The sequence below is a fragment of the Streptomyces sp. NPDC059788 genome (assembly GCF_042732265.1).
Classification (GTDB): domain Bacteria; phylum Actinomycetota; class Actinomycetes; order Streptomycetales; family Streptomycetaceae; genus Streptomyces.
Genome location: NZ_JBHWHY010000036.1, coordinates 38,324 through 61,897, shown reverse-complemented (window position 1 = coordinate 61,897; position 23,574 = coordinate 38,324). Strand labels below are relative to the sequence as shown.

The following is a 23,574-nucleotide window of genomic DNA, read 5'->3' as shown; positions in this document are numbered from 1 at the left end:
CCGCCACCGGTTCGTACCGACGCCCCAGGGCCCGTGCTCCGTCACCGCCCCCAGGCAGGGCCTCTTGACGGCATTGCCGACAGCCCGCCAAGGTCAGGTGACCGGTCGCAACAAGCTCGACGCGGGAGAGATGCCATGTCTCTGCTGTTCTTCGGCAAGGACCCCGACACCGACGAGGACCACTGCCCCTCGGTTTGGGTGGACGAGGAAACCGCCGATCTCGTTCTCCAGGGGTGGAAGACCGACCGGGCGACCGAGGAGAAGTGCCTCGCCTTCGGCCCCGTCCCGGACACGGAGGCCGTGATCCGCATCCCGGCCCGGCTGGTGGAGCAGATCAGGAAGGCGTGCGATGCCGCAGAACGCTCAGCAGCCGAGCTTCGCTGAGTGCCTCCGGGACACGGACCGTTCGGCGGTCCACCTGGAGATGCGCGACGACTACGGCGACAACGAGCGGTTTGCCGCATGGCGACACGGAGCCCGGATCGAGTGGGGCGACCGGTCGTCCTGGTGGCGCCCGTTCCATGACCGGATCGCCGGGGCGGTCGAACGAGGGGTGTCCGTCCGCCGGGTGCGCATCATCAGTGAGCCGGTATCCGCATACATCCGCTGGGAGCACTACATGACCCGGGCCAACCTCGCCGCCGGCGAGCAGGTCCGGTGGGTGCCCCGACGCCTCGCGTCGGATCTTCTGCTTCCGTGCAACGACTTCTGGCTGTTCGACGACCGTCTGGCACGGATTCACCACTTCGCGGGGAACGGTTTTCTGGTCGGCGATCAGTTCTCCTGCGAACCGGCCGTCCTGAAGCTCTTCGCGGCGTCGTTCGAGGCGGCCTGGGAGCGCGGTGTCCCCCACGAGGACTACCAGGTCTGACCCCGCCCTCCGCCCTCGGCCGACTCATGCCTTCCGCACCGCTCTCCAGTGCCCAGGCCGCCCGCGAATCCATCGCCGCGCGGCTCAAGGAGCTCCGTCTGGACGCCGACCTGACGATGCAGGCGCTGGCTGACCGATGCGGCTGGAACAAGGCGAAGACCTCGCGCATCGAGGCCGCGAAAACCGCCCCTTCCGATGCCGACATCCATGCCTGGTGCGCCGCCTGCACGGCCGCGGAACAGGCGGCCGATCTCATCGCCGCGTCCCGGTCGGCGGACTCGATGTACGTTGCATGGCGCCGGATGCAGCGCACGGGCCTGCGCAGGCTCCAAGAAGCGAGCGTCCCGCTCTACGAGCGCACCAAGCTGTTCCGCGTCTACTGCTCCCGGGTCATGCCCGGACTCCTCCAGACCGAGGGCTACGCCCATGCCCTCTTGTCGCTGATCGCCGATTTCCGCAGCCTCCCGAACGACGTCGGCGAAGCCGCTGCCGCTCGTGTGGACCGTTCGCACGTCATCCGTGACGGACTCCACCGTGTCGCCCTGCTCGTGGAGGAGGACGTCCTGACGCACCGGATCGGGGGCGATTGCGTGCTGGCGGGCCAGCTCGGGCACCTGCTGACAGCCATGTCGTACCCCGCTGTCTCGCTCGGGGTCATCCCCCGGTCCGCGCCCCGGAGCATATGGGGACCGGAGACGTTCACGATCTTCGATGACAAGCGGGTTCATGTGGAGCTGCTGGCCGCGAAGGTCACCGTGACGACGCCGACCGAGGTGGAGGTATACCTCCGGGCGTTCACCCGTCTTGCCGGCATGGCGGTGTACGGCCCCCGGGCCCGTTCCCTGATCAGCAGGGCCATCGACTCTCTTGGGTAATTGCCCTGCAACAACGTGCAACATCGTGGACCCGCCGGTGCGGGGGTTCCTACGGTCGTCCCATCGGCACCGTTGAAGGAAGGACCGACGTGGTGACCCTCCATGAAGCCCTACGGGCCCCTGCTCCTCAGCTTTCCCCGGCCGAGATCCTCAACCTGATCGGCCCCGAGATGCGGGCGGACCTGGTCGCGGTCGTGCGCAAGGACTACTGGCCCGAACTCACCGACGACCTGGGCGCGAGGGGAGTGAACCAACTGGCGGCGTTCCTCGCCTCCGCGGTCGAAGCCACGGAGAAGATGGCCCCCAGCCTCCGAGTAGACCTCTTCTGGCACGCCTTCGTCCTGCACACCGCCCAGTACGCCGCATTCTGTGCGGCACTCGGAACGGACTTCATCCACCACGTGCCGGACCGACGGGGGCACGACCCTGCCGAGGGGCGGGCGGCCCTCGGCAGGACCCGGGACACCATCCGCGCGGCCGGTTTCGAGATCGACCACGAGTTCTGGCCCGCTGACGGCGCGGCGGACTGCACCCAGAGCTACGCAGGGTGCACCGACAGCCCGGTCGGCACATAGGCCCCGAACCGGCAGCCGCCCGGTCCGGGTGGCTGCCGTCATCAGCGAAGGATCGAGACGTGTCAGAGACCGGAGGCCCGGCATGGGATGTGTACTCCGCCACGAAGGGGCATCGACGGCAGACGAACAGCCGGGGCGAGACCACGTGGTTCAACTGGACCCAGTACGCCGACCACGGCCCCGGAGCCGAACTGCTCTGCCTGAAACCCGGAGAAGCAGCGCTGGACCTCGGATGCGGGGCCGGCGGAAACGCGGCTCATCTCGCCACGCTCGGCGTGCGGGTGGTGGGGGTGGACCTCTCTTCCGGGCAGCTCCGGAAGGCCCGTGACCGGTGGACCGATGTGCCGGGCATGGAACTGCACCAGGGCGACGCCCTCGACCAGCTGGCAGAGACGTACACCAGCTTCCACGCGGTCTACAGCGTGTTCGGCGCCGCCTGGTTCTGCGACCCGCACCTGATGCTCCCGGCCGTGCACGCGGGCCTCCGCCCCGGCGGCGTCTTCGCCATGTCCCAGCGGCCTCCGGTGGAAGGCTGCTACGGCTGCCAGGCGTCCTACATCCCACGCGGTCCCGACGAAGACCCCGCGATCGTCAAGCGCTGGGACCACGAACCCGACACCTGGTCCGCGCTCCTGAAGGAATACGGGTTCAACGATGTGACGGCGGTGGTACTCCCGGCCCCCGAGGACGACAAGCGCACGATGGGCACACTCCTGATCAGGGCCGTACGCGGCAGTGAGTAGACCCGAGCTGTCCTGGTGCTTCGGGCAGGCGGAGCGGCGAAGAAGCCCCGGCCGACCGGCCGGAGCTCCCTGATTCGCGTCGGACGTCTGCGAAACCGTGCGTTACGGCAGATTCCGCGCCATGACGATCCGCTGTACCTGGTTCGTTCCCTCGTAGATCTGCGTGATCTTGGCGTCGCGCATCATGCGTTCGAGGGGGTAGTCGCGGGTGTAGCCGTAGCCGCCGAGGAGCTGGACGGCGTCGGTGGTGATTTCCATGGCGGCGTCCGAGGCGTAGCACTTGGCGGCGGCGCCGAAGAAGGTGAGGTCCTCGGGCTTGCCGCCGGCGGAGATGCGCTCGGACTTGGCGGCGGCGGCGTAGGTGAGCTGGCGGGCGGCCTCCAGCTTCATGGCCATGTCGGCGAGCATGAACTGCACGCCCTGGAAGTCGCCGATCGGCTTGCCGAACTGCTTGCGCTCCTGGACATAGCCCTTGGCGTAGTCGAGGGCGCCCTGGGCGATGCCGAGGGCCTGGGCCGCGATGGTGATGCGGGTGTGGTCCAGGGTCTTCATCGCGGTGGCGAAGCCGGTGCCCTCGGCGCCGATGAGGCGGTCCGCGGGGATGCGGACGTTGTCGAGGTAGACCTCGCGGGTCGGGGAGCCCTTGATGCCGAGCTTTTTCTCCGGGGCGCCGAAGGAGACGCCCGGGTCGGACTTTTCCACGACGAAGGCGGAGATGCCCTTGGAGCGCTTCTCCGGGTCGGTGACGGCCATGACCGTGTAGTACTCGGAGACGCCCGCGTTGGTGATCCAGCGCTTGACGCCGTTGAGGACGTAGTGGTCGCCGTCGCGTACTGCCTTGGTCTTCATGCCGGCCGCGTCGGAGCCCGCGTCGGGCTCGCTGAGGCAGTACGAGAACATCGCGTCGCCCTTGGCGAGCGGGCCCAGGTACTTCTTCTTCAGCTCCTCGGAGCCGGAGAGGATCACCGGGAGCGAGCCGAGCTTGTTCACGGCCGGGATCAGGGAGGAGGAGGCGCAGACGCGGGCGACCTCCTCGATGACGATGACGGTGGCCAGCGCGTCGGCGCCGGCGCCGTCGTAGGCCTCCGGGACGTGGACGGCGTGCAGGTCGTTGAGGGTCAGCGCGTCCCGGGCCTCCTGCGGGAAGCGGGCCTGCTCGTCCACCTCGGCGGCGAACGGGGCGATCTTCGCCTCGGCGAGCGAGCGCACCGACTCGCGGAGCATGTCGTGCTCCTCGGACGTCCGGTACAGATCGAAATCAGCGGTTCCCGCCAAGGTTTCTCACTCCCCTGAGAGCTGACTGCAGTGCTAACTACCGTTAAGTAACCCGAATTCTAGGGGGCTGTACGGCACAGGGGATACGTGAGTTTGCCGACAGCACCCGAACGATCCCGGCCACCGGGCCCGGACCCCCGGGGAACGGCCGGACTATGCTCGGCAGCGCACTCCTCCCCGTATGCACCTGGAGCACCCATGGCCCTGAAGATCACCGTGATCGGCACCGGCTACCTCGGCGCGACGCATGCCGCGGCCATGGCGGAGCTGGGATTCGAGGTGATGGGGCTGGACATCGACCCGGCGAAGATCGCGATGCTGGAGCGGGGCGAGACCCCGATGTACGAGCCCGGTCTGGAGGAGCTGCTGCGGGCGCACGTCGCGGGCTTCGAGGGCGCCAGCGGCCGGCTGCGCTTCACGACCTCCTGGGAGGAGCTGGCCGACTTCGGCGACGTGCACTTCCTGTGTGTGAACACGCCGCAGAAGCACGGCGAGTACGCCTGTGACATGTCGTACGTCGAGTCGGCCGTCGACTCGCTGGCCCCGCTGCTGCGGCGCCCGGCGCTGGTGGTCGGCAAGTCGACGGTCCCGGTGGGCAGCGCGGCGCGGCTGGCGAAGCGGCTCGTGGAGCTGGCGCCGGCCGGTGATGACGCGGAGCTGGCCTGGAACCCGGAGTTCCTGCGCGAGGGCTTCGCCGTGCAGGACACCCTGCACCCGGACCGGATCGTCATCGGTGTCGACGGCGGCCGGGCGGAGGAGGTGCTGCGGGAGGTGTACGCGAAGCCGGTGGCCGAGGGCTCGCCGTTCGTGGTGGCCGACTTTCCCACCGCCGAGCTGGTCAAGACGTCCGCCAACTCCTTCCTGGCCACGAAGATCTCGTTCATCAACGCCATGGCGGAGGTGTGCGAGGCGGCCGGCGGTGACGTGGTGAAGCTGGCGGAGGCGATCGGCCACGACGAGCGGATCGGGAAGAAGTTCCTGCGGGCCGGCATCGGCTTCGGCGGCGGCTGTCTGCCCAAGGACATCCGGGCGTTCATGGCGCGCGCCGGTGAGCTGGGCGCCGACCAGGCGCTGACGTTCCTGCGCGAGGTCGACTCGATCAACATGCGGCGCCGCGGCCACATGGTCGAGCTGACCCGGGAGGCGGTCGGCGGTTCCTTCCTCGGCACCCGGGTCGCCGTCCTCGGCGCCACGTTCAAGCCGGATTCGGACGACGTACGGGACTCCCCCGCGCTCAACGTCGCCGGGCAGATCCACCTCCAGGGCGGCCAGGTGACCGTGTACGACCCCAAGGGCATGGAGAACGCGCGGCGCGTGTTCCCGACGCTGGGGTACGCGGACACGGCGGCGGACGCGGTGCGCGGCGCCGACGTGGTGCTGCACCTGACGGAGTGGCAGGAGTTCCGGGAGCTGGACCCGGCCGCGCTGGCCGAGGTGGTGGCCACCCCGCGCATCCTGGACGGGCGCAACGCGCTCGACCCGAAGCTGTGGCGCAAGGCGGGCTGGACGTACCGGGCGCTGGGCCGTCCGCAGGCCTGAGACGGGAACGAACGCCGAGGGCCGGACTCCGCAAGGAATCCGGCCCTCGGCGCATCACGGTGGGGTGGGGTCCGTCCCTCAGCCGTCGAGCTGTTCGATCGTCGCGTTGGACGGGCCGCGCGCGGTACGCACCGTACGCGCGACGTCCTCCGCTCCGCGCAGCGTGCGGACCGCGTTCTGCCAGGTCAGCTTGGCCAGGTCGGCGGCGGACCAGTTGCGGTCGAGCAGTTCGGCGATGAGCCGCGGATATCCGGAGACATCGGCCAGGTCGGCCGGCGTGAAGGCCGTCCCGTCGAAGTCGCCGCCGATGCCGACGTGGTCGATGCCGGCGACCTCGCGCATGTGGTCGAGGTGGTCGGCGACGGTGGCGGCGGTGGCCAACGGGCGGGGATTGCCGGCCTCGAAGGCGCGGTGCACGGCCATGCCCTCGGCGGTGGTGTCGAGGTGGTGGAGGCCGTGGGCGCGCATGTTCTCGTCCGCCCGCAGGGTCCAGTCGACGGCCTCGGGCAGGATGAACTTCGGTACGAAGGTGGCCATCGCGATGCCGCCGTTGGCGGGCAGCCGCTCCAGCACGTCGTCCGGGATGTTGCGCGGGTGGTCGCAGACGGCGCGGGCGGAGGAGTGCGAGAAGACGACGGGCGCCTCGCTGGTGTCCAGCGCGTGGCGCATGGTGTCGGCGGAGACGTGCGAGAGGTCGACGAGCATCCCGAGACGGTTCATCTCGCGGACGACCTCGCGGCCGAAGGCGGTGAGGCCGTGCGCGCGGGGCTCGTCGGTGGCCGAGTCGGCCCAGGCGATGTTGTCGTTGTGGGTGAGCGTCATGTAGCGCACGCCCAGTTCGTACAGCGCGCGCAGGGTGGCCAGCGAGTTGTTGATCGAGTGGCCGCCCTCGGCGCCCATCAGGGAGGCGATGCGGCCGTCGGCGCGGGCCGCTTCCATGTCGTCGGCGGTGTACGCCAGGCGCAGGTCGCCGGGGTAGCGGGCGGCGAGCCGGCGCACCACGTCGATCTGTTCGAGGGTGGCGCTGACGGCCTGGTCGCCGGTGTAGTCGGTCCGTACGTACACCGACCAGAACTGCGCGCCGACGCCGCCGGCGCGCAGCCGGGGGATGTCGGTGTGCAGGTGGCCGGTCTGGTCGGCGGCGATGTCGCGCCGGTCGAGGTCGTAGCGGACCTGTTCGCGCAGCGCCCAGGGCAGGTCGTTGTGACCGTCGACGACGGGGTGTTCGGCGAGCAGCGCGCGGGCCGCCTCCAGTGACGTGCTCACTTGCCGCTCCCGAAGCCGAAGCCGGCCGGGGAGGCGACCTTGTTGCGCAGCCGCTTGCCCTTCTCGGTGGCCTGCTCGTTCAGGTGCTGCTGGAATTCGCGCATCCGGGCCTGCAGGTCCGGGTCATGGGCGGCGAGCATCCGGGCGGCGAGCAGCCCGGCGTTGCGGGCGCCGCCGACCGAGACGGTGGCGACGGGCACACCGGCCGGCATCTGCACGATGGACAGCAGCGAGTCCATGCCGTCCAGGTACTTCAGGGGTACGGGGACGCCGATGACCGGCAGCGGGGTGACGGAGGCGAGCATCCCCGGCAGGTGGGCCGCTCCCCCGGCGCCCGCGACGATCGCCTTCAGGCCGCGGCCGGCGGCCTGCTCGCCGTACGCGATCATCTCGTGCGGCATCCGGTGCGCGGAGACCACGTCGACCTCGTAGGGGATCTCGAACTCGTCGAGGGCCTTGGCGGCGGCCTCCATGACGGGCCAGTCGGAGTCGGAGCCCATGACGATGCCGACGACGGGGGAAGTGCTCGCAGTCATTCGGTGATGGTTCCTCGCAGGTAGCCGGCGGCGTGCGCGGCGCGCTCGCGCACGTCGGCCAGGTCGTCGCCGTAGGTGTTGACGTGTCCGACCTTGCGGCCGGGCTTCACGTCCTTTCCGTACATATGGATCTTCAGCTGCGGGTCCCGTGCCATGCAATGGAGGTACGCGGAATACATGTCCGGGTAGTCGCCGCCGAGGACGTTGGCCATCACGGTCCACTTCGCGCGCGGGCGGGGGTCGCCCAGCGGGAGGTCGAGGACGGCCCGCAGGTGGTTGGCGAACTGCGAGGTGATCGCGCCGTCCTGGGTCCAGTGGCCGGAGTTGTGCGGGCGCATGGCCAGCTCGTTGACGAGGATGCGGCCGTCGGCGGTCTCGAACAGCTCGACCGCGAGGTGGCCGATCACGCCGAGTTCGTGCGCGATGCGCAGCGCCAGCTCCTGGGCCCGGCCGGACAGCTCCTCGCTCAGGCCGGGGGCGGGCGCGATGACCGTGTCGCAGACGCCGTCGACCTGGACGGACTCCACGACCGGGTACGCGACGGCCTGGCCGTGCGGCGAGCGGACGACGTTGGCGGCCAGTTCCCGTACGAAGGGGACCTTCTCCTCGGCCAGAACCGGCACTCCCGCACGGAACGGCTCGGCGGCCTCCTTGGAGGATCGTACGACCCAGACGCCCTTGCCGTCGTAGCCGCCGCGGACCGTCTTGAGGACGACGGGGAAACCGTCGTTCTCCTCGGCGAACCGCTCCACGTCCGCCGGGTCGGCGACGACGCGGTGCCGGGGGCAGGGCGCCCCGATCGCGTCGAGCTTCGCTCGCATCACCCCCTTGTCCTGGGCGTGCACCAGCGCGTCGGGGCCGGGCCGTACGGGGATGCCGTCGGCCTCCAGTGCCCTCAAATGCTCGGTGGGAACGTGCTCGTGATCGAAGGTGATCACATCACAGCCACGGGCGAAGGCGCGCAGCGTGTCCAGGTCGCGGTGGTCGCCGATGACGACCTCGCTCACCACCTGGGCCGCCGAGTCCTGCGGGGTGTCGCTGAGGAGCTTGAACTTGATGCCGAGGGGGATGCCCGCCTCGTGGGTCATACGGGCGAGCTGACCGCCGCCGACCATGCCGACTACCGGGAACGTCACGCCCCCAGGGTATCCGCCCGCCCACGGAGCCCGGTCGCCCCCTTGGAGGAACGTACGAACACAAGTGCGCCACCTTGGCCGTTCCGCCCCCCTGCGATCACCCGGGGCGGTAGGCTCGCCGCCCGCGCGAAGGGGAAAGGAACGCATGGGCGACGGTCATATACCCAGGCGCACCAGGACCGTGGGCCTCGTCGTCGCGGTGGCGGCGCTGATCGCCGCCGTCTACGCGGTGGTCACCCAGCTGACGGGGCCGGTCGTCTTCGACGAGGACCACCGGGAGATCGAGGTCACCTCCGGCACCCGGTTCTCGATCCGCCTCAAGGACAACCCCGCCACGGGCTTCCGGTGGGTCCTGACGGCACCGAAGCCGGACCCGGCCGTACTGAAGGAGACCGGCGGCCACTACGACGCCGGGGAGCCGGTCCGCCCGGGAACGGGCGGCATCCGCTACGTGGATTTCATGGCCCGCGGCGCCGGGCGTACCGAGGTCACTCTCAGATACTGCTTCCGGTGCGGGACCCCGCAGGCCGACGAGCAGGACGAGAACAACCGGACCCGACGGTTCCGCGTGACCGTGGACTGACAAAAAACGCGGGTCCCCGCGGTCCCGGATGGCAGGCAGCACACAGGTCGCCTGGTTAGCATGAGCGTGCGGTTGCACGGGGACGACCGCACAAAAACGCCCACGAACGCCCACCACAGGAGCTGAACGATCACCATGAGTGAACGGAGCGCACTGCGGGCCCGACTGGACGCGCTGGCCCGCGAACTCATGAAGTTCGGCGCCGTCGGTGGTGCTGGGGTCCTCGTCAACTTCGCCGTCTTCAACCTCGTACGGCACCTGACCGAGCTGCCCGTCGTGCGGGCCAGCATCGTGGCGACCGTCGTGGCCACCGCCACGAACTACCTCGGCTACCGCTACTTCACCTACCGGGACCGCGACAAGAACGGGCGGACCAAGGAGCTGACGCTCTTCCTGCTGTTCAGCGTCGTCGGCCTGGTGATCGAGAACGGTGTCCTGTACGTGGCGACGTACGGATTCCACTGGGACACGCCGCTGGCGAGCAACGTCTTCAAGTTCCTCGGCATCGGCCTGGCCACGCTCTTCCGCTTCTGGTCCTACCGCACCTGGGTGTTCCGCGCGCTGCCCGCGCGGAAGGCCGTGGAGACCGCGGAGTCCTTCCTGGCCGAGGGCGCGCAGCCGCAGCGCGCGGCGAGCGCGTCAGCCGCCGAGCGGCCGCGCGAGTAGGAGCCGGGCGGCTCCGGAAACCGGGCGGCCGGGAGCCGCCTCACGAGTCGGCGAGCGCCCCCGCGAGCCGGCGGGCGCGCCCCGGATCACTCCGCGGACGGCTCGGCCTCGCGGGCGAGGAACAGGGCGAACACCGGCGGATACTGCTGGAGGAGTTCCAGGCGTCCGCCGTCCGCCTCCGCCAGGTCGCGGGCGACGGCCAGCCCCAGCCCCGTCGAGTTCCGGCCACTGACCGTCCGCTCGAAGACCCGCGAGCCGAGATCCGGCGGTACGCCCCGGCCGGCGTCCGTGACCTCGACGACCGCCTGGTTGCCGGTGACGCGGGTGCGCAGCGCCACCGTCCCGTCACCGTGCATCAGCGAGTTCTCGATCAGGGTGGCGAGCACCTGGGCCACCGCGCCGGGTGTGCCGACCGCCCGCAGCCCCTTCTTGCCGGAGCGCACGATGGCCCGGCCGGCGCTGCGGTAGGCCGGGCGCCACTCCTCGACCTGCTGCTTGACGACCTCGTCGAGGTCGAAGGCGACGGCGGAGCCGGAACGCGGGTCGCGGGAGTTGGTCAGCAGCCGCTGTACGACGTCGGTGAGCCGCTCGACCTGGCCCAGCGCGATGGTGGCCTCCTCCTTCACCGTGTCCGGGTCGTCCGTGACGGTGATCTCCTCCAGCCGCATGGACAGCGCGGTCAGCGGCGTCCGCAGCTGGTGGGAGGCGTCGGCGGCGAGCCGGCGCTCGGCGGTGAGCATCCGCGCGATCCGCTCGGCGCTGGCGTCCAGGACGTCCGCGACCCGGTCCAGCTCCTGCACGCCGTAGCGGCGGTGGCGCGGGCGGGGGTCGCCGGAGCCGAGGCGTTCGGCGGTCTCGGCGAGGTCGGTCAGCGGCGCGGTCAGCCGCCGGGCCTGCTGCACGGCGAGCACCACAGCGGCCAGGATCGCCAGGATCGCGACGGCCAGGATGACCAGCAGCGTCCGGCCGATCTCGGCGCTGACCGCGGAGCGCGGCTCCTGGACGGTGACGACCTCGCCGCGGTCGCCGTGCTGGGTCGAGGCGATCACGTCACCCGCCGGCCGGGTGCCGATCTCGATGCGGGACCGGCCGGGCACCTTGATCTCGGCGTACCGCTTGGTGGTGATCTGTTCCGAGAGGATCTCGGGGGTCAGCTTCTCGCCGCTGCCCAGCCGGCTCTCGACGATGCCGACGAGCCGTACCGCCTCGGCGGCGACGCTGTCCTGCGCCCCCGACTGGATGGTGCGGGTCTCGACGATGACGAGCGAGACGCCGAAGACGGCGATCACGACGAGCACCACGGCGAGCGTGGAGTTGATCAGACGGCGGCGCACGGTGTCCTCCGGGCGGGATGCGTTCGTTCTTCTACTTCTTCCCGCCCGGCGGCGGGCGCTCAGCTCTTTTCGAAGCGGAAGCCGACGCCGCGGACGGTGGCGATGTAGCGCGGGTTGGCCGCGTCGTCACCGAGCTTCTTGCGGAGCCAGGAGATGTGCATGTCCAGGGTCTTCGTGGAGGACCACCAGGTGGTGTCCCAGACCTCGCGCATCAGCTGGTCGCGGGTGACGACCCGGCCCGCGTCCCGCACCAGCACCCGCAGGAGGTCGAATTCCTTCGCCGTGAGCTGCAATTCGTCGTCGCCCATCCAGGCGCGGTGCGACTCGACGTCGATCCGTACGCCGTGCGTCGCGGGCGGCTGCTGCGGCTCGACGGAGGAGCCGCGGCGCAGCAGGGCGCGGACGCGGGCGAGCAGTTCGGCGAGCCGGAAGGGCTTGGTGACGTAGTCGTCGGCACCGGCGTCCAGGCCGACGACGGTGTCGACCTCGTCGGCGCGGGCGGTGAGCACGAGGATGGGGAAGGAGTGGCCTTCGTTGCGCAGCCGGCGGGCCACCTCCAGGCCGTCCATGCCGGGCAGGCCCAGGTCGAGGACGACCAGGTCGATATTGCCCTGCAGACCGGCGTCGAGCGCCGTGGGGCCGTCCTCGCGCACCTCGACTTCGTAACCCTCGCGGCGCAGGGCGCGGGCGAGCGGCTCCGAGATGGACGCGTCATCCTCGGCGAGCAGTACACGGGTCATGGGCCGATGGTAGTCCCAGGTCTTACCTCCACGGGCCGGACCCGGGGCGCCCGGAGGTGGCCGGAAAACGTCCTGCGGGCGGCGCGCCGGCGGCGTGCTCGCGACCGGCGCGCGACGGCGGGGCACGCGGGCCGTCGCACGCGCAACCCCGTCCGCGGTTCCCGGTTCCACATGTGACCGTTGTCTCAGTGGCCCCACCAGCCCAGCCGCTGGACGTATGGTGTCCCAACGTCCGTGCACAACCCTGGGACCAGTGACTGTCGAACGACGTCATCGGTCCTTGTTTGTGTGCGGGGCCGGAACCACCGGCCCCGATGCACAGTGAAGACCTGTCGACCGGGTCCACCGCGCGAGCAGCACGGGGGCGTGGATCCCGGTGTCGCGACTGTCCTGCCGATTCCTCATCCAGTGGTGTCGACCCCCCAGGGACGTGGGGTGGGCAGTGTGGCGCCGGTGCCGGTCAGCCGACCCGGGCGCGCTGCGGTCTCCCCACGCGTCCCGAGCACACCAAGGAAGCACCATGGCGTCCAGCCTGACGAAGGACGCCGGCGCGCAGGGGAACCCTGCCAGCGACGGCAAAACCTTCTTCGGCCACCCCCGCGGACTGGCCACCCTCTTCATGACCGAGATGTGGGAGCGGTTCAGCTTCTACGGTATGCGGGCACTCCTCGTCCTGTACCTGATCTCGGGCGGCCCTGATGCCAAGGACGGGTCCCAGGGCGGTGGTCTCGGCATCCCCGAGGGCAGCGCCCTGTCGATCTACGCCGTCTACATGGCGATGGTCTACCTGCTCGCCATGCCCGGCGGCTGGTTCGGTGACCGGGTCTGGGGCCCGCGCAAGACGGTGATCGTCGGCTCGTCCGTGGTCATCGCCGGTCACATCGTGCTCGCGATCCCCGGCCAGACGTTCTTCGTCGGCCTGGCGATGGTCGCGCTGGGTTCGGGTCTGCTGAAGTCCAACATCTCCACGATGGTGGGCCACCTCTACAACGGCCCGACGGACAAGCGCCGCGACGGTGGTTTCACTGTCTTCTACATGAGCATCAACATCGGCTCCACGGCCGCCCCGCTGGTCATCGGCGGTATCGGCCAGAGCGTCAACTGGCACCTGGGCTTCGGCATCGCGGCGGTCGGTATGGCGCTGGGCCTGGTCCAGTTCCTGTTCGGCACCAAGCACCTGGACCCGAAGAGCAGCCAGATCCCGACCCCGCTGTCGTCCGCGGAGCGCAAGGGCTGGCTGCGCAAGGGCCTGTTCTGGGCCGGCCTCGCCGTGGTCTTCTACGCCATCGTCGGCTTCTCCGGCGTCTTCAACGAGAAGTGGCTGCTGGTCCCGCTGGGCGTGATCGGCATCCTGGTCCCCTTCGTGGTGCTGCTCCGCATCAAGCGGGACAAGGACCTGTCGACCGACGAGCAGAGCAAGGTCAGCAGCTACGTCTGGTTCTTCGTCGCGGCCGCCGCGTTCTGGATGATCTTCGACCAGGCCGGTTCGACGCTGAACGTCTTCGCCGAGAAGAACACCGCCGACACGATCTTCGGGCTGAGCTTCCCCTCGTCGTGGCTGCAGTCGGTCAACCCGATCTGGGTGCTGGCCCTGGCCCCGGTCTTCGCCTCGGTGTGGCTGGCCCTGGCCAACCGCAGCAAGGAGCCCAAGACCACCGCGAAGTTCGCCTTCGGCATGGTGATGATCGGTGCCTCCTACTTCATCTTCCTGCTCCCGATCACCCTGTCCTCGGACGGCACGAAGGTCACCCCGCTGTGGCTGATCGGCATCTACTGCATGCAGACCATCGGTGAGCTGTGCATCTCCCCGGTCGGCCTGTCGGTGACCACGAAGCTGGCTCCGGCGAAGTACGCCAGCCAGATGATGGGTGTCTGGTTCCTCGCCAACACCGCCGGCGACAGTGTCGTCAACCTCCTGGGGCAGGCCGGTGCCAACCTCTCGGGCAAGGGAGTGCTGGTGGGAGAAGCGGTGCTCGCCACCCTGGCCGGTGTGATCCTCTTCCTGAACCGCAAGCGGATCAACGGTCAGATGAACGACGTGAACTAGGCGGCACACCGCTTCCGCCCACTCGGCCGAGGGCCCCGGCGCACATTCCGCGCCGGGGCCCTCGGCCTTTTTCCGTGTACGGGTTTCCGTGTACGGGCCGGTCAGCGTCCCAGGCGCCGCCACGGGGTGAAGGTGAGGACGGCGCCGCCCAGCAGGATCACCGTGCCCGCGACGAGGGCGAGGGCCCGCAGGCTCCCGTGGTCGCTCGCGCCGGTCTGCGCGAGGCCGCCGGAGGTGCCGCCCGCGCTCGCCGGGCCCGCCGCGCCGCCGCTTCCCGTACCGCCTTCCGTACCGCCGCTTCCCGTACCGCCGGACGCGGAACCGCCGCCGGTGCCGCCCTGCTGGGCCGTGGTGTCCAGGGCGAGGGAGACACCCGGGTCCTTCTCCGGGGTGCAGGTGGTGGTCGTGCCCAGCGCGTTGACGGTCAGCACGCCCGGCGTCAGGGTCGCCTTGCCGGTGGCGCCCGGGGTGTAGGTGCCCTTCAGGTCGGGGATCGCGATCGGCTGCCCGGACTTGATGGGCTCCTTGTTCGCCGGGCCCTCGGTCCGGACCGTGCCCTTGTCCGCGCCGCCGACCCGGACCTCCATGGACGGCTTGACGGCGCCGGCCGGGATGTCCGCCGGGCTGTCCATCACCGACTTCGCGAACTTCACCGTCAGGCCGTAGCCGCCGCCCTTCTTCGCGGCGTCTATCCGGACCGGTGAGGTGGCCTTCTTGTCGCCGATGGGGGTTTTGCAGGCGTACGGGACCTGGACCTGCTTGCCTTCGTAGGCGGTGCCGTCGGGGTCGCCCCCGCCGCCGGAGGAGCCGCCCGTACCGCCCGTACCGCCCGTGCTGCCGGTACCGCCCGTGCCGCCCGTAGCGCTGCCGCCGGTGGTGCCACCTGTGGTGGTGCCGCCGCTCGTGCCGCCGCCGTCGGTCACCTTGATGATGACGGCGGGCTTCACGTCCTCCTTTGGAGTGCACTTCGTGTCCGTGGAGATCGGCTTGTTGACGTTGATGTTGTAGAAGCCGGGCGCGAGGGTGACCTCGCCGGGCTTCTCCAGCTTCAGGGTGCCCTTCATGTCCGGGAGCTTCATCGGGCTGTTCTTGGGGATCGGCGGATTCTGCCGGGGCCCCTTGACGCTCAGCTCGCCGCTCTGCGCGCCGCCCACCTTCATCTTCCCGGTGGGCTGCACGGTGTTCTCGGCCAGGTCGAGGACGTCGGGGTTCTTGGAGGCGGCCTCGACCGTCTTCCACACCACCTCGACCTCGTCGCCGACCTTCGCCGTCGCGGGCGCGGTCACCGACACCTTCGTGGTGCCCTGGATCGCGGGCAGGCCCGAGATCGGCGGCGGTACGCACTCGGTCCGGTACGCCGTCTCCGCGGCCCCGGCCGGCCCGGCGGCCGCCAGAACTCCCGCACCGGCGAGCATCAGGGCGAACCCGCCCGCGCTCACTCTCCTGCGTTGCCTCATCACGTGGAACCTTTCGGTCTCGGCGGGTCGGTCGGTGGTGCTGTGGTGGCGGACGGTGCGGTGTCCGGGGTGAACCACGGCAAAGGGGTGGCGGCGTCGCCGTCCGCCGGGGCAGGCTCCGCGGCGCCGGTGACGGAGGCGGGGGCGTGCCCACGGCCCGGTAGCCGTCCGGCCAGGCCTCCGGGGAGCCGTCCGGCCAGGCCGGAGAACCGTCCGGCGCGGCCCGGGACGCGGGCGTCACGGTGGCGTCCGGCGGCTGCCGCGCCTCGGGAGGCCGCCCGTCCCCGCGTACGGGCGGCTCCCGGGCGCGGTCGGACGCGGTCGACGACCGCCATGCCGGCACGGAAGACCGCGGCCGGCACGACGATGGCCAGCAGAATCCAGAACAGCGTCACGCCCCACGGCCGCCCGACGCCCCACGGCTGCTCGACGAGCACCTTGCCGCCGTACTTGAGCGAGACGAGGTAGTCGCCGTGCGCCCCGGCGGGCAGCTCCACCGGCAGCTCGACCCGCTGCCTGCGCCCGGCGGGCACGGTCCCCCGCCACTGCTGCTCCTCCCACTGCGGGGCGTAGACGCCGTGCGAGGTGCCGACCTCGAAGACCGGGTCCCTGGCGGGAGTGGCGCCGACGTTGCCCACGGTGACCACGAGCCGGCGCTGCGGCGGCGCGCCGAACCAGGTCAGCAGGCCGCTGGAGCCTTCCAGGCGCGGCGGCGCCAGGACGCTCAGCCGCCCGCCCGCGTTCTGGCGCGGCAGCGGCGCGACCGGGTGCCCGGCCACCGTGAACGGGGCGTCGGCGGTGGCGGGCGCGCCGGTCACGGTCGCGGCGTGCACGACGCACGGGCAGGGCCGGGGCGGCTCGGCGACCGGGATGTCCTTGCGGAAGGAGCCGTCCGAGCCGGTGGTCACGGCCCGGCCGTCGCCGTTGGCACAGGAATTGGTGCCGCCGATCATGTTCTGCCCGCAGATGAGCAGGGTCAGCAGCGTCTTGGGGCGCCAGCCCCGGCCGGTCACGGTGACGGTGCCGCCCTTGCCCGCTTCCCGCGCGGACACCTGGACGCGGGGACCGGGAGCCGCCGGGTGCGCGGCTGCGGCGGGGGGCGCTGCCGGTACGGGCAGCAGGCCGAGGCAGAGGAGGGTGAGAGCGGTCGCGGTCGTCGCTGCTCGGGCTCGTACGCCGCCGCTCACGTGTTCGTCCCCGTGGAAGAGAGGGCCGTACAGGAGGGGGCACTGCGGGAGAGCCCCGTACGGGCGGCATCCGTAGGAGCCGCGCCCCGCCGGGGCTCCGCCACCCGCCCCCGGCGCCGCACGCGCCACACCGCGGCGCCCGCCAGCAGCCCGACAGGCGGCAGCGCCGCGGCTGCCCACGGCACCGCCGTGTACGTCGCCCCGGCCGCCCCCTGCGCACCGCCCGCCGCCGTGACCGTCAGCCGTACGTCCACCGAGTCCAGCGCGGGCGGATCGGGCCACGGCTCGGTCAGCGGGACCCGGCGGCCCGGCGGCAGCGTGACGGGCAGGGCGCGCGCGGCGCGGCGCAGGGCCGGTCCGAAGAGCCCGTCGGCGCGGACCGCGAGCCGCGGCGCGAGCGTGGTGTTGCCGCGGTTGACCAGTACGTAGCGGATGACCGCCGCGCTCCCCCGGCGCTCCACCGCCACGTCCTCGACGCTCAGCGCGGCCAGCGCGGGCCCGGTCACCCGCAGGTGCACCCGGACCCCGGCCGTCCGGCCGCCCCCTTCGGCGACGAGCGCGGCCGGGTGGTCGCCCGGCGCCGCGTCCTTCGGGACCGTGACGGTGAAGGGCACGTCCGCCCGGGTGCGCGGGGGCACGCGTACCTCTCTGGCGGCCGTCGAGAGCCAGCCGCTGGACCGGGTCGGCCCGCCGTGCAGCCGGAGCGTCACGGGTGCGGCACCGGGGTTGGTGAGCGAGAGCCGGTCGTCCAGGACCGCGCCGGGCGGGCCCTCCAGGTAGAAGTACGGACGGTCCTGGGCGCTCGGCCGGGCGCCGCCGCCGGGAGCGGGCGCGGCGGTCCATCGCCCGCCGTCCGGGCCGGGGGCGGCGGGCACGGGAGACGCGGCATATGCCGCCCCGGCCGGGCCCAGCAGCGCGACGGCGGTCGCGAGGACGGCACCCGGGACCACCGAGCGGATACGGGACGGCATCGGCGGCTCCTGGGGCTGGTGCAGGTGCTGGTGCAGGTGCTGTGCTCGTTCGCGGGCGGGGCCGAAAGGGGCCGTAGGGGCCGGGCGGGCCGGGTCCCGCGCGGGCTGCTACGCGCGCTTCTGGTTGCGCCGGGTCAGCCAGAGCACACCCGCAGCTCCGGCGAGGAGCACCGTGCCGCCGAGGGTGCCGAGGGCGACGGCGGAGTCGGCCGGGCCGGTCTGCGGCAGCTCTCCGCCACCGGAGGAGCCCGCCGTCGAACCCGTACCGCCGCCGGAAGCGGAACCGCTGCCGTCACTGCCGCCGGTACTGCCGGAGCCACCGGAACCGCCCGTTCCGCCCGAGTCCTTGACGTCCAGGGTGAGCGACGGCTTCGGGTTGTTGGCGGGCGCGCAGGTGGTGGTCGTACCGAGGGCCTTGATGGTGAGTGTGGCGGCGGTGAAGGTGACCTTGCCACTCGCCTTGGGCGTGTACGTACCGCTCAGATCGCTGATCTTGATGGGGGTGTTGGCGGGGATCGCCTTGTCGTTGGGCGGCCCGGAGACGGGCACGGTGCCGCTCTCCGCGCCGCCCAGCTTGATCAGCGCGCTCGGTTTCATGGCGCCCGCGCCCAGTTCGACGGGGCTGGAGGAGACGCCCTTCTGGAAGGACATCACGAGCTTGTACGCGCTGCCGCTGCGCGTGCTTCTGATGTCGATGGGCGAGACCGCGCCCTTGTTCCCGATCGGCGTCTTGCACTGGTAGTTGACGTCCACCACGCCGGCCCGTGCGGTGGGCGCGGCGAGCAGGACCACGGACCCCGCCGTCAGCGCCACGGCCGCGGCCAGGCCTGCCGCGCGGCGGGGGCGCGCGGCGTGCTGTTCGTAGAAGCGGGCCACCTTGAGTTCCCCTTCTCGCGGTTGAGCGCCGCCCGATGTTACTGACGGCACATCAGATCGGTGGCTCAAGGTACGCCGGGGACCTTGTCGAGGGAAGTCACAGAACAGGCCGGATCCGTGCGGCGCGGGACGCCAGGGGAAGGCGGGGAGAGCGGAGGAAGGGGTGAGAGAGACGCGAGTGACGCAAGGGGCGGCGGAGGCGGGACTCCGGGGCCCGGTGTGCGGACGGCCCCGTGGTCACCGTTCGAGAACAGGACGGCATGGGCGCGCGTGAGGACGGCAGCACCCGTGTTGTGCGTGCCTGCGGTCCGGCCACACCCGTGTCCCGCTGTACCCGTGTACGCGCCCGCGCGGCGCTCGCGGCGCCGCAGCCGCCCGCCACACGGGCGCCCCGGGGCGCCCCCCGGCGCTTTCCGCCGCCTCCCCAGCGCTTCGCGGCGCAAAGGAGGGCCCCGGCCAGGGGCCCTAAGAGGGAGCCGCGAGCTCCGCCCACACGGTCTTGCCCGTGCCGTCGGGGTTGCGTACGACCCCCCAGTCCAGACACAGGCGCTGCACGATGAACATGCCGTGCCCGCCGGGCCGCCCCGCACGGTGGGGGGTGCGGGGCGCGGGCGAGCCCGCGCCCAGGTCGGTCACCTCGAGGCGCAGCACCTTGGCGTTGCTGCGCAGCCGCAGTTCCTCGGGTCCCTCCGCGTGCAGGCAGGCGTTGGTGACCAGCTCGGATACCACGAGCAGTACGTCCTCGGCAGCCGCCCGCTGATCGGCACTGGCGGCCGGCAGCCAGCCCCAGTCGTGGAGGGCCTGCCGGGCGAAGTCACGGGCCCGCGCAACGGCTCCCTGCACACCCGCCAGGCGCAGCCTGCGGATCTGGCCGGCCGGGACGGCCGGGGAGGCGGAGGGAGCGCCGGCGTTGCCCGGCTCCGGGCCGAGGTCGCCCGGCGGGTACGGCCGGGTGGTGCTCATCAGCGCTTCACCTCACCGATTCGCCATTTCACGGATAGCGGTTACCTGACAGATTCAACAGATTCAGATGTCTCCTGCCCGACGGGACCGTGAGAACACCCACTTCTTGGGTACGGAAGTTGTGACGCGGGCAACGCGTACGGGAGGAACCCCCCGTAAAGCACCGCCTGCGCCGCCACCGTCAGTCGGCGAGAGCCTTGTCGAGGGAGTCGTGCACGGTGAACACCGCGTCCGCGCCAGTGATCTCGAAGACCCGCGCCACCACCGGTTGCATCCCGGCCAGATGTACCCCGCCTCCCCCGGCCTCCGCCTTCAGGCGGGCGCCGAGCAGTACGTTCAGGCCGGTGGAGTCCATGAACTCCAGTTGCGAGCAGTCGACGACCAGTCGCGCGAAGCCGTCCGCGACGCATCCTTCGAGCGATTCGCGCAACAGGTCCGCGGTGTGGTGATCCAGCTCACCCGCGACGGTCACGATCGCGCTGGCACCCTGATGCCGGATCGCGACATTGAGCCGTCCCCGACTGGCACTGCCGACCGTCCCGCGGTCCATGCGCGTGCACCCCTCTTGCTGTCTCGGCGTCCGATTGCTTACGACTGCGCTGACCGAACACTACGCCTTCGATACACGCAGCTGGTAGCCGAACAATACGCAAATAGGAACAAACCTGGACAACACGCACTTGCCATCTTCCGGCAAACCCAGGTAGGCGTAGAAGGACACATTCGAAACGGCCGGCTTTGGAGGCGCCGCACACCGCAGCTTCGCGTAGAGGCATCGGCAGCCATATGCCGAGAACGATGGAGGACAACATGTCACCCCGGCTCGACGAATTGCGCACCGAAGACACCACGGAGACCGCGTCGTCGACTCCCATGTCAGAGACCACCCTCGCGGAGGCCGCGCTCACCGAGGCCGTCCTGTCCGAGGCCGCCCTGCCCGATCAGTCCCGAACGACTCATTCCCCGCAGATCACATCTGAATCGTCCGAACCGGACGTGGCGGGAATTCCCGAGATCGACGGACTGCCCGAGATCCCCCCGTACGACGAGGTGGGGCCGCTGGACGCACGGGCCCTGTCCAAGACCCTCTTCGAGCGCCTGGAGTCGCTGGAAGAAGGCACCCACGAATTCGCCTACGTCCGCAACACGCTGGTCGAACTGAACCTCGCGCTGGTCAAGTTCGCGGCCTCCCGGTTCCGCTCCCGCAGCGAGCCCATGGAGGACATCGTCCAGGTCGGCACCATCGGCCTGATCAAGGCGATCGACCGCTTCGAGCTGAGCCGCGGCGTGGAGTTCCCGACGTTCGCCATGCCGACCATCGTCGGCGAGATCAAGCGCTTCTTCCGCGACACCAGCTGGTCCGTACGGGTGCCCAGGCGCCTGCAGGAACTGCGTCTGGACCTGGCCAAGGCCGGCGACGAGCTGGCGCAGCAGCTGGACCGCTCCCCGACGGTGAGCGAGCTCGCCGAGCGCCTCGGCATCACCAATGACGAGGTCGTCGAGGGCATGGCCGCGAGCAACGCGTACACCGCCAGCTCGCTGGACGCCCAGCCGGAGGAGGACGACAACGAGGGCGCGCTGGCCGACCGCATCGGCTACGAGGACCACGGCCTCGAAGGCATCGAGTACGTGGAGTCGCTCAAGCCGCTGATCGCCGAGCTGCCCCCGCGCGACCGCAAGATCCTCTCGCTCCGCTTCGTCGCCAACATGACGCAGTCGGAGATCGGCGAGGAGCTGAACATCTCCCAGATGCACGTCTCGCGGCTGCTGTCGCGCACGCTCGTCAAGCTCCGCAAGGGGCTGATGGTCGAGGAGTGAGTCCGGCGAACTCTCCGCGGTCGCTGCCGGTCTGACGAGCCGGCAACCGCCCGCGCGGAAGAGGGCCTGCCCCGATATTCGGGACGGGCCCTCCTTTGCGTTGCGGCGCTCTCCTCGGCCCGGCATTCACCCCGTACGCGCCGATTCGCGCCCCGTACGCGAAGAGGGCCGGGCCCCGGAACCGGTCAGGTTCCGGGGCCCGGCCCCGCACGTCCGTCGCGTGGTTACAGCACCACGGAGGTCTTCGCGAGCGCGGGGTAACCCTGCTCGCCCTCCTCCAGGTAACCGACGGTGACCTCCACCTCGTCGCCCTTCACGAAGTGCGAACCGGGGGTCGGCTGGAGCTTCAGCTTCAGGATGCGGTCCTGGTAGTCACAGGTGATCTTGTCGGCCGGGACGGTCGCGGTCGCCGCCGACGTGGCGTCCTCCTCCTGGTCCACCTTGGTCATCTTGCTGACCATCCGGAACGAGAGGCCGGTGTCACAGGAGTACTTGACGGTGACGCTCAGCGCGTCCCCGCGGAGCTGCGCCCGCTCGATCGAGATCAGGTTCGCCTTCGCCGCGGCGGTCGGCGCCGTGGCCAGGGCGGCGCCACCGAGGACGGCTACGGCGGCCGCGGTGCCGGCGACGCGGGCCTTCAGACGGGTCGACTTCATGTGGGTCCCTTCCCCCCGCGCAGTCACCTTGGTCGCGCACAGGGGAAAAGAAGGGAAACCCGGGGGTTCCGCCGACTGTGCGGGTGACTGCGACAGTTGTTCGCTTTGAGGTCCGAATATTACGTGGCCTACGCAATGTCCGGTACCGGATTTTCATGAAGTTGCTGCCGTGGTTGAAAGTGACGACATTTCCGCCATTGCCGACATCTCTGCCGTTGCTGTCGTTGCTGCCGTTGCCGATGGGTCAGACGCGGACGCCCCGCTGCCAGACTTGCGAGACCAGCGGTACGCCCGGCCGGTAGGCGAGGTGGACGTGGGAGGGAGCGTCGAGGAGGGCGAGGTCGGCGTGGGCGCCGGGGGTGAGGCGGCCGATGTCGGTGCGGCGCAGGGCCGCGGCGCCGCCCGCGGTGGCGGACCAGACGGCCTCGTCGGGGGTCATCTTCATGTCCCGTACAGCCAGCGCAATGCAGAAGGGCATGGAGCTGGTGAAGGACGAGCCCGGATTGCAGTCGGTGGACAGGGCGACGGTGGCGCCCGCGTCGAGCAGGGGGCGCGCGTCGGGCCACTGCGCGCGGGTGGAGAACTCGGCGCCGGGCAGCAGGGTGGCGACGGTCGCACTGTTGGCGAGCGCGTCGATGTCGGCGGCGTCCAGGTGGGTGCAGTGGTCGGCGGAGGCGGCGTCGAGTTCGACGGCGAGCTGGACGCCGGGGCCGTGGTGGAGCTGGTTGGCGTGGACGCGCGGCAGCAGGCCCTTGGCCTTGCCCGCGGTGAGGATGGCGCGGGCCTGGTCGCCGTCGAAGGCGCCCTGTTCGCAGAAGACGTCGATCCAGCGGGCGTGCGGGGCGCAGGCGTCCAGCATCGGGCCGGTGACGAGGTCGACGTAGCCGGCCGGGTCGTCGGCGTAGTCCGGGGAGACGATGTGCGCGCCGAGGAAGGTGACCTCGTCGGTGTGGGCGGCGGCGATGCGCAGGGCGCGGGCCTCGTCCTCGACGTTCAGGCCGTAGCCGGACTTGGTCTCCAGGGTCGTGGTGCCCTGGCGGAGCGCCTCGGCGAGGTACTTGGCGACGTTGGCGTGCAGTTCCTCGTCGGTGGCGGCGCGGGTGGCGGCGACGGTGGTGCGGATGCCGCCGGCCGAGTACGGGCGGCCGGACATCCGGGCGTTGAACTCGGCGGTGCGGTCGCCGCCGAAGACCAGGTGGGAGTGGGAGTCGACGAAGCCCGGGATGGCGGCGCGGCCGCCTGCGTCGAGGTGACTGTCAGTGGCGGGTGCTTTGCTTGTCGTACCGACCCAGGCCACGCGGTCGCCGTCGAAGACGACCGCCGCGTCCTGGATCAGACCGAGGGGGCCTTCGCCGAGGGAGGGGTCGTTGGTGACGAGGCTTGCGATGTTGGTGATGGCGGTGGTGCGGCCGGTGGCGGTGTGCTCCGTGGCCGCGGTGCTGGGGTGGTTCATCGTGGGG

Annotated in this window: 24 protein-coding genes; 10 read left to right on the top strand and 14 right to left on the bottom strand. The window is 70.9% G+C overall.

Going from position 1 to position 23,574, the window contains the following annotated elements:
• The first annotated feature begins 135 nt into the window (after positions 1-135).
• From ACFV57_RS28745 to ACFV57_RS28725, 5 genes are all read left to right on the top strand, one after another.
• Complete coding sequence (locus tag ACFV57_RS28745) at positions 136-384, top strand: hypothetical protein (RefSeq protein WP_385238206.1); 249 nt, start codon at positions 136-138, stop codon at positions 382-384.
• Positions 350-871, top strand: a complete 522-nt coding sequence (locus ACFV57_RS28740; RefSeq protein ID WP_385238205.1) for a DUF6879 family protein — start codon at positions 350-352, stop codon at positions 869-871. The genes ACFV57_RS28745 and ACFV57_RS28740 overlap by 35 nt, the downstream gene beginning before the upstream one ends.
• 26 nt (positions 872-897) lie before the next feature.
• A complete protein-coding gene (locus ACFV57_RS28735) occupies positions 898-1,746 on the top strand; it encodes a helix-turn-helix domain-containing protein (RefSeq protein WP_385238203.1) in 849 nt (282 codons plus the stop codon).
• Positions 1,747-1,835: 89 nt separating this feature from the next.
• Positions 1,836-2,321, top strand: a complete 486-nt coding sequence (locus tag ACFV57_RS28730) for a hypothetical protein (protein ID WP_385238202.1) — start codon at positions 1,836-1,838, stop codon at positions 2,319-2,321.
• A 59-nt stretch (positions 2,322-2,380) separates the two neighbouring features.
• Positions 2,381-3,064 carry a class I SAM-dependent methyltransferase gene (locus ACFV57_RS28725; protein WP_385238200.1) on the top strand — a complete coding sequence of 228 codons (684 nt, stop codon included), beginning with the start codon at positions 2,381-2,383 and terminating at the stop codon, positions 3,062-3,064.
• A 102-nt stretch (positions 3,065-3,166) separates the two neighbouring features.
• Here the strand turns inward: ACFV57_RS28725 and ACFV57_RS28720 are convergent, their stop codons facing one another.
• On the bottom strand, positions 3,167-4,339 hold the full coding sequence (locus ACFV57_RS28720; RefSeq protein WP_385238198.1) for an acyl-CoA dehydrogenase family protein: 1,173 nt from the start codon (positions 4,337-4,339) through the stop codon (positions 3,167-3,169).
• 198 nt (positions 4,340-4,537) lie between these two features.
• Here ACFV57_RS28720 and ACFV57_RS28715 point away from each other — a divergent pair, with 198 nt between their 5' ends.
• Positions 4,538-5,878 carry a UDP-glucose dehydrogenase family protein gene (locus ACFV57_RS28715; RefSeq protein WP_385238197.1) on the top strand — a complete coding sequence of 447 codons (1,341 nt, stop codon included), beginning with the start codon at positions 4,538-4,540 and terminating at the stop codon, positions 5,876-5,878.
• Positions 5,879-5,956: 78 nt separating this feature from the next.
• Here ACFV57_RS28715 and ACFV57_RS28710 read toward each other — a convergent pair whose 3' ends face one another.
• Genes ACFV57_RS28710 through ACFV57_RS28700 form a run of 3 tightly spaced genes read right to left on the bottom strand, consistent with a single transcriptional unit; the run spans position 5,957 to position 8,795 of the window.
• On the bottom strand, positions 5,957-7,144 hold the full coding sequence (locus ACFV57_RS28710) for a dipeptidase (RefSeq protein WP_385238196.1): 1,188 nt from the start codon (positions 7,142-7,144) through the stop codon (positions 5,957-5,959).
• Positions 7,141-7,680 (bottom strand): 5-(carboxyamino)imidazole ribonucleotide mutase, encoded by a 540-nt coding sequence (gene purE, locus ACFV57_RS28705; protein WP_385238194.1) that lies wholly within the window; start codon positions 7,678-7,680, stop codon positions 7,141-7,143. Before purE ends, ACFV57_RS28710 begins: the two co-directional genes overlap by 4 nt.
• Positions 7,677-8,795, bottom strand: coding sequence for a 5-(carboxyamino)imidazole ribonucleotide synthase (locus tag ACFV57_RS28700; RefSeq protein WP_385238259.1), 1,119 nt, complete (start codon positions 8,793-8,795; stop codon positions 7,677-7,679). Before ACFV57_RS28700 ends, purE begins: the two co-directional genes overlap by 4 nt.
• Positions 8,796-8,961: 166 nt before the next feature.
• Between ACFV57_RS28700 and ACFV57_RS28695 the strand changes: the two genes are divergently transcribed.
• A complete protein-coding gene (locus ACFV57_RS28695) occupies positions 8,962-9,399 on the top strand; it encodes a protease inhibitor I42 family protein (RefSeq protein ID WP_385238193.1) in 438 nt (145 codons plus the stop codon).
• A 135-nt stretch (positions 9,400-9,534) separates the two neighbouring features.
• Entirely contained in the window at positions 9,535-10,065 is a 531-nt protein-coding gene (locus ACFV57_RS28690; protein WP_385238192.1) for a GtrA family protein, read from the top strand.
• Between the two features lie 86 nt (positions 10,066-10,151).
• On the opposite strand, the gene ACFV57_RS28685 is transcribed toward ACFV57_RS28690, so the two are convergent.
• On the bottom strand, positions 10,152-11,399 hold the full coding sequence (locus tag ACFV57_RS28685; RefSeq protein ID WP_385238190.1) for an ATP-binding protein: 1,248 nt from the start codon (positions 11,397-11,399) through the stop codon (positions 10,152-10,154).
• 59 nt (positions 11,400-11,458) lie between these two features.
• Complete coding sequence (locus ACFV57_RS28680) at positions 11,459-12,139, bottom strand: response regulator transcription factor (protein ID WP_385238189.1); 681 nt, start codon at positions 12,137-12,139, stop codon at positions 11,459-11,461.
• Between the two features lie 520 nt (positions 12,140-12,659).
• Here ACFV57_RS28680 and ACFV57_RS28675 point away from each other — a divergent pair.
• Positions 12,660-14,186 (top strand): peptide MFS transporter, encoded by a 1,527-nt coding sequence (locus tag ACFV57_RS28675; RefSeq protein ID WP_385238187.1) that lies wholly within the window; start codon positions 12,660-12,662, stop codon positions 14,184-14,186.
• Positions 14,187-14,287: 101 nt separating this feature from the next.
• Here ACFV57_RS28675 and ACFV57_RS28670 read toward each other — a convergent pair whose 3' ends face one another.
• The 6 genes from ACFV57_RS28670 to ACFV57_RS28645 form a co-directional block, all read right to left on the bottom strand.
• Positions 14,288-15,643: a hypothetical protein gene (locus ACFV57_RS28670; RefSeq protein ID WP_385238186.1), complete on the bottom strand. Its 1,356-nt coding sequence runs from the start codon at positions 15,641-15,643 to the stop codon at positions 14,288-14,290.
• Positions 15,643-16,830, bottom strand: a complete 1,188-nt coding sequence (locus ACFV57_RS28665) for a hypothetical protein (protein WP_385238184.1) — start codon at positions 16,828-16,830, stop codon at positions 15,643-15,645. The genes ACFV57_RS28670 and ACFV57_RS28665 overlap by 1 nt, the downstream gene beginning before the upstream one ends.
• Positions 16,827-17,801: a hypothetical protein gene (locus tag ACFV57_RS28660; RefSeq protein ID WP_385238183.1), complete on the bottom strand. Its 975-nt coding sequence runs from the start codon at positions 17,799-17,801 to the stop codon at positions 16,827-16,829. Before ACFV57_RS28660 ends, ACFV57_RS28665 begins: the two co-directional genes overlap by 4 nt.
• Positions 17,802-17,909: 108 nt before the next feature.
• Positions 17,910-18,677 (bottom strand): LPXTG cell wall anchor domain-containing protein, encoded by a 768-nt coding sequence (locus tag ACFV57_RS28655; RefSeq protein WP_385238181.1) that lies wholly within the window; start codon positions 18,675-18,677, stop codon positions 17,910-17,912.
• Positions 18,678-19,142: 465 nt separating this feature from the next.
• A complete protein-coding gene (locus ACFV57_RS28650) occupies positions 19,143-19,640 on the bottom strand; it encodes an ATP-binding protein (protein WP_030594971.1) in 498 nt (165 codons plus the stop codon).
• 181 nt (positions 19,641-19,821) lie between these two features.
• A complete protein-coding gene (locus tag ACFV57_RS28645; protein WP_031009365.1) occupies positions 19,822-20,190 on the bottom strand; it encodes an STAS domain-containing protein in 369 nt (122 codons plus the stop codon).
• 260 nt (positions 20,191-20,450) lie between these two features.
• On the opposite strand from ACFV57_RS28645, the gene ACFV57_RS28640 reads away from it, so the two are divergent.
• Entirely contained in the window at positions 20,451-21,458 is a 1,008-nt protein-coding gene (locus ACFV57_RS28640; protein ID WP_385238179.1) for an RNA polymerase sigma factor SigF, read from the top strand.
• Positions 21,459-21,682: 224 nt separating this feature from the next.
• Here ACFV57_RS28640 and ACFV57_RS28635 read toward each other — a convergent pair whose 3' ends face one another.
• The gene (locus ACFV57_RS28635) at positions 21,683-22,114 is read right to left on the bottom strand and encodes a hypothetical protein (protein WP_385238178.1); all 432 of its coding nucleotides are present in this window, start codon (positions 22,112-22,114) and stop codon (positions 21,683-21,685) included.
• Positions 22,115-22,358: 244 nt separating this feature from the next.
• Positions 22,359-23,567 (bottom strand): imidazolonepropionase, encoded by a 1,209-nt coding sequence (gene hutI, locus ACFV57_RS28630; protein ID WP_385238176.1) that lies wholly within the window; start codon positions 23,565-23,567, stop codon positions 22,359-22,361.
• Positions 23,568-23,574: the final 7 nt, after the last annotated feature.